Below are 6,407 nucleotides of genomic sequence, written 5' to 3'. Positions count from 1 at the left end.
CCGTCGCGGGTGCCGCCCTGGCCGCCGCCGTTGCGAGCGCCGCCCTGGGCACCGCCGCGACGCTGACCGCCGCCACCGCCACGGCGGCCGCCGCCGCCCTGACCCTGCGGCTGGGTGGCGGGCTTGGGTGCCGGGATGACGTGCGGCGCGATCTCACCGACCAGCGCGGTGACCGGATCGGAATCCGCCGTCACCTGCTGCGGGGTCACCTTGATGGCCGCCTTGCGCATGAGGATGGCGAGGTCCTTGCGCTGCTCGGGCAGCACCACCGTCACCACGTCGCCCGCGCTGCCCGCGCGTGCGGTGCGGCCGGAACGGTGCAGGTAAGCCTTGTGCTCGGCGGGCGGGTCCACGTGCACGACCAGCTCCACGTCGTCGACGTGCACGCCGCGCGCCGCGACGTCGGTCGCGACCAGCACGCGCGCCTCACCGGCGGAGAACGCGGCGAGGTTACGGTCGCGCGCGGCCTGCGACAGGTTGCCGTGCAGGTCCACCGAGGGGATACCGGCCTCGGTAAGCTGACGGGCCAGCTTGCGGGCCTGGTGCTTGGTGCGCATGAACAGGATCCGGCGGCCGTTGCCGGAGGCCAGCTTGTGCACGAGCTCCTTCTTGGCCTCGACGCCGTGCACGTCGAACACGTGGTGCGTCATCGCGGCGACGGGCGAGTTGGCCTCGTCCACCGAGTGCAGCACCTCGTTGTGCAGGAAGCGCTTGACCAGCTTGTCCACGCCGTTGTCGAGGGTCGCGGAGAACAGCAGCCGCTGGCCCTGCGTCGGGGTGGCCGCGAGGATCCGCGTCACGACGGGCAGGAAGCCCAGGTCCGCCATGTGATCGGCCTCGTCGAGGACGGTGATCTCCACGGCGTCGAGGGAGACGAACTTCTGCTTCATCAGGTCCTCGAGGCGACCGGGGCACGCCACGACGATGTCGACGCCCGCCTTGAGGGCCTGCACCTGACGGTGCTGCGAGACACCGCCGAAGATGGTGGTGACGCGAAGGTCGTAGGCGTTGGCGAGGGGCTCGAGCGTCGCGGTGATCTGGGTGGCGAGCTCGCGGGTCGGGGCAAGGACGAGCCCGAGCGGGCGACCGGGGCGACGCTTGCCGCCCGCCAGGTCGCCGGCCAGGCGGGCGACCATCGGGATGGAGAAGGCGAGGGTCTTACCGCTGCCGGTCTTGCCTCGCCCGAGCACGTCTCGGCCTGCCAGGGTGTCCGGCAGGGTGTCGACCTGGATCGGGAAGGGGGAGGTGATGCCGCCGTCGGCGAGCGCCCTCACGAGGGGTTCGCGCACGCCGAGGTCGGCAAAGGATTTCGTCATGTGGGTCGAGTGCCTTTCAGGCATCGGGTTGCACTGTTCGACGCACGGGAATCGAGCGGATCCACACGTCTGTCAGCACAAGATGGCGAGATTGCCGGTGGGCAAAATCGATCGCCGTAAGAAGAGCTCGTGCTGGGGTGCACCGATCAACGAGTTCGTTGAGGAAGCGTTCCACGACGTTTGGCGCGCATACAGCCGCGCCAGGTGTCACCAAGGATAGCCGACGATCGGACCACTCCGATCGTCGGCTGCGTCACACCGGCTAAAGCCCCACCCACTCCGTGACGCCGTCCGCGAAGTGCTGTCGCTTCCAGATCGGCACCTCGGCCTTGATGCGTTCGACCAGCGCCGAACACGCCGCGAAGGCCTCCGCGCGGTGCGGCGCCGCGACGGCGGCGACCAGCGCCAGATCCCCGACAACCAGGGGCCCCACCCGGTGCACGGCCGCGACCGGGAGCCCGGTCTCGGCGGACACCTGCTCGCAGCACTCGCGCAGGAAGCGCTGGGCGTCCGGGTGTGCCTGATACTCCAGTGCCGAGACCGACTGTCCGCCATCGTGGTTGCGCACCACACCGCTGAACAGCACCACCGCGCCGTGCTCGGGGCCCGCGACCGCCGCGTCCACCGCGGCCTGGTCGATGGGTTCGGTCGAGATCAGAGCGAGAAGCTCACGCATCGTGCATCCCTCCACCTGCGACCTGCGCCAGCAGGTGCTCGAGGATCGGTTCGAGTACCGACATGCCGTCGCGGACACCACCGGGGGAGCCCGGCAGGTTGACCACAACGGTGCGGCCGGACAATCCCGCCAATCCGCGGCTGAGCGAGGCATGCGGGGTCTTCTCGGACCCCTTGCGGCGCATGGCCTCCGCGAGCCCGGGCAGCTCCCGGTCCAGCACGGCGCGGGTGGCCTCCGGGGTCTGGTCGGTGGGGGACGCACCCGTTCCACCGGTGGTCACCACGAGGGCGGGTGCGCCGGTGAGCGCGTCGGCCAGCCCGGTGGCGATGTCGGCGTCGGCGTACACCAGCGGCCCGCGCACCGAGAGGCCCTGCGCGGTCAGCCATTCCGAGATGACGGGTCCGGTGGTGTCCTCCCTGGTGCCGCGGGCGCCCCCGGTGGAGGCGACCAGCACGACGGCGGATCGAGGTCCGGCCGTGGGGGTTTCGGCCTCGGTCTCGGTTTCGGTCTCTGCTTCGACGGCATCGGGACGAACCCAGTGCCCGTGCTTGCCGCCCTCCTTGGTCAGCAACCGCACGCCGTTCATGGTGGCGGCCGGGTCGACGGCCTTGACCATGTCGTGCAGCGTCAGGCCGGCCACGGCGACCGCGGTCAACGCCTCCATCTCGACGCCGGTCTGGCCGGTGGTCTTGGCGGTGGCCTCGACCGTGATGGTGGTCTCGGTGAACCCGAACTCGATCTTCACCGAGGACAGCGAGAGCTGATGGCACAGCGGGATCAGCTCGGAGGTGCGCTTGGCGCCTGCGATGCCCGCGATCCTGGCGGTCGCGAGCACGTCCGCCTTCGGCATGCCGTCGGCGCGGACAAGGGCGATCACCTCGGCGGTGGTCTGCAGCTCCCCGCCCGCCACCGCGATGCGGGTGGTGGTGGCCTTCGCGCTGACGTCGACCATGCGCGCGCGGCCCTCGCCGTCGAGATGAGTCAGCTCGTTAATCGTCGGTTCGTCGTTCACAGTGGCCACACCCGCACGTTGTCTCCCGCCTTCATTGTCGTCACATTCTCGGGGATGTCGATCAGGACGTCCGCGCGGGCCAGGGCCCCGACCAGGTGTGAACCCGGACCGGACTCGAGGGCGACGCCGCCGTCGACCCTTCTGCCACGCAGGAACTGTCGCCTGCCAGGAATCGAGGTGATCGGCTCGGCCAGCACGAGATCCTCACGGGGGACGGCGGGCAGGCCAGCGGACCGGCGCAGCAGCGGCCGCACGAACACCTCGAAGGAGACCATCGTGCTCACCGGGTTCCCCGGGAAGTTCAGCACCGGGACGCCGTCGATCTCGGCGAGGCCCTGTGGCCCGCCCGGCTGCATGGTGGTGTGCCCGAACCATCCGCCCAGCGGGGTGAGCACCTCGCGTACCACCTCGAAGTCGCCCATCGACACCCCGCCGGAGGTGATCACCAGATCCGCGGAAGCGGTTGCGCGGCGGAGGATCTCACCGAACACGGCGAGGTCGTCATCGCTGCGGTCCACGAACACCACGTCCGCGCCGTTCGCCGTCAGGCTCGCGGCGAGCGCCACCGAGTTGGATTCGTAGATCTGTCCTGGCCGCAGCGGCTCGCCTGCACGGACCAATTCGGCGCCGGTGGCGATCACCGCGGCCCGCGGGCGGCGCAGGACCGGGACGGTGGCGAGGCCGACCGCCGCGAACAGGGACAGGTGCCGCGCACCGAGCGCGGTGCCTGCCGCCAGCAGCAGGTCGCCCGTCCGGACGTCGGTGCCCGCCTCACGGACGTACTCGCCCGCCCGGCGCGGCACCCGGATCGTCACCGAGTCCTCGGTGGCGTCGGTGTCCTCGACCGGGACGATGGCGTCCGCGCCCGCCGGGATCACGGCCCCGGTCATGATCCTGACGGCGCTGCCGGGGGCGAGCGGGGCCGGCTCGGCGGGACCCGCCGCGATGGTCCCGGTCACCGGCAGGGTCACCGGCACGGCGGCCAACGAGGAGGCGGCGACCGCGAACCCGTCCATCTGAGAGTTGCGGAAGAGGGGCAGATCCAGCGGGGAGCGCACATCAGCGCCGAGCACCCGTCCGAGCGCCTCGGTGACGGCGACGTCCTCCACGGTTGGTGCCAGCAGCGGTGCGAGGAGGCGTTGCACCTCGGCGGAGTGCTCCTCGACAGATCTGCTGGTCATGGCGTTTCCTGCGGCATGGAGCCAATCCTAGGCAGGCGCTCGGCGCGACGAGCAACCCGTGTTGGCCGCATACTGGTGGGGTGGCAGAGCTGATGACGCGATGACTGCGACCGTCAGGGCGGTCCAGATGGGGCTTCCGCGCGTCCGCAACAGCCACCCGTCGATTGCCGATCGCCCCGACGTCCCCGAGCTGGTCGACCGGTTCGGTCGGGTGGCCAGGGACCTGCGCGTGTCGATCACCGAGAAGTGTTCGCTGCGCTGCACCTACTGCATGCCCGCCGAGGGCCTGCCCGCGATCCCGCGTGAGCGGTTGCTGACCGCGGAGGAGATCGTCCGGCTGGTTCGGATCGCGGTCGAGGAGCTCGGCGTCCGGGAGGTCCGGTTCACCGGCGGCGAGCCGTTGATGCGCCCTGACCTCGAGGAGATGATCGCCGGCTGCGCCGCGGCGGTGCCGGGCATCCCGCTGTCGATGACCACCAACGCGGTCGGACTCGAACACCGGGCCGAGGCGCTGGCCGCCGCCGGCCTCACCCGTGTGAACGTGTCCCTCGACTCGATCGACCGGGCACACTTCGCCGAACTCACCCGTCGCGACCGCCTGCCCTCGGTGCTGGCCGGTATCCGCGCGGCGGCCGCGGCAGGCCTGGCGCCGATGAAGATCAACGCCGTGCTGATGCCCGAGACCCTCGGCGGCGCGGCCGATCTGCTGGAGTGGTGTCTCGCGGAGGGTTGTCACCTCCGGTTCATCGAGGAGATGCCGCTCGACGCCGACCATGCCTGGGCCCGCGACTCCATGATCGCCGCGACCCAGCTGCTCGAGGTGCTGGGCGAGCGCTTCGAGCTGACCGAGGCGGGACGTCCCGACGATCCCTCCGCCCCGGCCGAGGAATGGCTGGTGGACGGCGGGCCTGCCACGGTAGGCATCATCGCCTCGGTCACCAGGAACTTCTGTGGCGACTGCGACCGGACCAGGCTCACCGCGGAGGGGACCGTCCGGTCCTGCCTGTTCAGCGACGACGAGATAGACCTTCGCGCCGGGCTGCGCTCGGGCGCGAGCGACGAGGACCTCGCGCAGTTGTGGCGGGGCGCGATGTGGAACAAGTGGGCGGGCCACGGGATCAACGCGGCGGGTTTCGAACCGCCGCAACGCAGCATGGGGGCGATCGGTGGCTGAACAGGCGATTCTGGTGCGCTACTTCGCGGCCGCGGCGGAAGCGGCCGGGTGCACCGAGGAATCCGTGCGGATCGGTGAGGGGGCCGACCTCGGGGCGCTGAGGTCAGTGCTCGTCGAGCGGCACGGTCCCAAGATGGAGCGGGTGCTGACGGTCGCCGCATTCCTGCAGGGCGACGAGTTGACCCGCGACCTCGCTCTGGTGGCCGCGCCGCGCGTCGACGTGCTGCCCCCGTTCGCGGGCGGCTGATCAGCCCTCGCCTGTCATTCACTCGTCGAAGGTGCCTCGGTGGCCAGCCACTCGTCGAATGTGACAGCGCCGTAGCGGTTTTCCGTCGTCAGGTTCAACCCCGCGCGCAGGAAACGCCCGGGTGCGCCGGGCATCGGAACCGGGAGGACAAGGGCCCGGCTGCCGGTCGCGCGCTTCCAGGACTCGGCCAGCTCACGCATCGTCCGGACTTCCGGGCCGCCGACCTCGATCCTGCCGCCTGCGGTGGCGGACTCGGTCAGCGCGGCGTCCGCAAGGGCGCGGGCCAGGTCCGTCGGGGCGATCGGCTGGAAGCGGGCGCCGCGGACCGCCGGGATCACCCCGAACCGCGCGGTCGTGGCGAAGATGGACCGCAGCAGCTGGTGGAACTGGGTCGATCGCACGATCCGGACGTCGAGGCCGGATGCGGAGTAGATGCCCTCCTGCTCGGTCAGTGTTTCGTAGTAGGACAACCGCACCCGGTCCACGCCGACGATCGACAGCAGCACCGCTCGCCGCACACCGGCAGCCTCGGCGGCGCGCACCAGGTTTCGGGCGCCCTCGGTGAACACCGGCCTGGTCTTTCGGGTCTGGCCGTTCACCGCGGAGATCACCGCGTCGACGCCGTCGAGCGCCGCGGCCAGTCCCTCGCCGGTGAGCAGGTCCGCGGTGACGTGGTCGGCGGCGGGACCCTCGGGGGAGTGCCTGCTCAGGGTCAGCACCCGGTGCCCGCGCGCGCGGAGTTCGGCGACCACCGCCGCACCCGCGGTGCCGGTGCCGCCCGCGACCAGGACGGTGCTCATC

At 71.1% G+C, this 6,407-nt stretch carries 7 protein-coding genes; 2 read left to right on the top strand and 5 right to left on the bottom strand.

The window, feature by feature from the left end; all coding sequences use genetic code 11:
* The 4 genes from RM1_RS04840 to RM1_RS04825 form a co-directional block, all read right to left on the bottom strand.
* Window positions 1-1,316, bottom strand: a 1,316-nt coding sequence (locus tag RM1_RS04840; RefSeq protein WP_174562913.1) for a DEAD/DEAH box helicase, incomplete at its 3' end; no start/stop codon positions are given.
* A 262-nt stretch (window positions 1,317-1,578) separates the two neighbouring features.
* Window positions 1,579-1,992 carry a molybdenum cofactor biosynthesis protein MoaE gene (locus RM1_RS04835; protein ID WP_072750248.1) on the bottom strand — a complete coding sequence of 138 codons (414 nt, stop codon included), beginning with the start codon at window positions 1,990-1,992 and terminating at the stop codon, window positions 1,579-1,581.
* Entirely contained in the window at window positions 1,985-2,986 is a 1,002-nt protein-coding gene (moaCB, locus tag RM1_RS04830; RefSeq protein WP_072750247.1) for a bifunctional molybdenum cofactor biosynthesis protein MoaC/MoaB, read from the bottom strand. The genes RM1_RS04835 and moaCB overlap by 8 nt, the downstream gene beginning before the upstream one ends.
* Window positions 2,987-3,000: 14 nt before the next feature.
* Window positions 3,001-4,185 (bottom strand): molybdopterin molybdotransferase MoeA, encoded by a 1,185-nt coding sequence (locus RM1_RS04825; RefSeq protein ID WP_072750238.1) that lies wholly within the window; start codon window positions 4,183-4,185, stop codon window positions 3,001-3,003.
* Between the two features lie 100 nt (window positions 4,186-4,285).
* Between RM1_RS04825 and moaA the strand changes: the two genes are divergently transcribed.
* The gene (gene moaA / locus RM1_RS04820) at window positions 4,286-5,359 is read left to right on the top strand and encodes a GTP 3',8-cyclase MoaA (protein ID WP_027499141.1); all 1,074 of its coding nucleotides are present in this window, start codon (window positions 4,286-4,288) and stop codon (window positions 5,357-5,359) included.
* The gene (locus tag RM1_RS04815) at window positions 5,352-5,606 is read left to right on the top strand and encodes a MoaD/ThiS family protein (protein WP_027499142.1); all 255 of its coding nucleotides are present in this window, start codon (window positions 5,352-5,354) and stop codon (window positions 5,604-5,606) included. The genes moaA and RM1_RS04815 overlap by 8 nt, the downstream gene beginning before the upstream one ends.
* Window positions 5,607-5,620: 14 nt before the next feature.
* Here the strand turns inward: RM1_RS04815 and RM1_RS04810 are convergent, their stop codons facing one another.
* Window positions 5,621-6,406, bottom strand: a complete 786-nt coding sequence (locus tag RM1_RS04810) for an SDR family oxidoreductase (protein ID WP_072750237.1) — start codon at window positions 6,404-6,406, stop codon at window positions 5,621-5,623.
* Window position 6,407 lies beyond the last annotated feature (1 nt).

Source organism: Rhodococcus maanshanensis NBRC 100610 (genome assembly GCF_001894865.1).
GTDB lineage: Bacteria > Actinomycetota > Actinomycetes > Mycobacteriales > Mycobacteriaceae > Rhodococcus_G > Rhodococcus_G maanshanensis.
The sequence above is the reverse complement of the archived record's forward strand: the minus strand, read 5'-3'. Positions and strand labels throughout refer to the sequence as shown.

Bases quoted from the DNA above. Each gene is read 5' to 3' on its own strand.
- RM1_RS04835 (WP_072750248.1), bottom strand. From the start codon at position 1,992: ATGCGTGAGCTTCTCGCTCTGATCTCGACCGAACCCATCGACCAGGCC.
- RM1_RS04825 (WP_072750238.1), bottom strand. From the start codon at position 4,185: ATGACCAGCAGATCTGTCGAGGAGCACTCCGCCGAGGTGCAACGCCTC.
- moaA (WP_027499141.1), top strand. From the start codon at position 4,286: ATGACTGCGACCGTCAGGGCGGTCCAGATGGGGCTTCCGCGCGTCCGC.
- RM1_RS04810 (WP_072750237.1), bottom strand. From the start codon at position 6,406: ATGAGCACCGTCCTGGTCGCGGGCGGCACCGGCACCGCGGGTGCGGCG.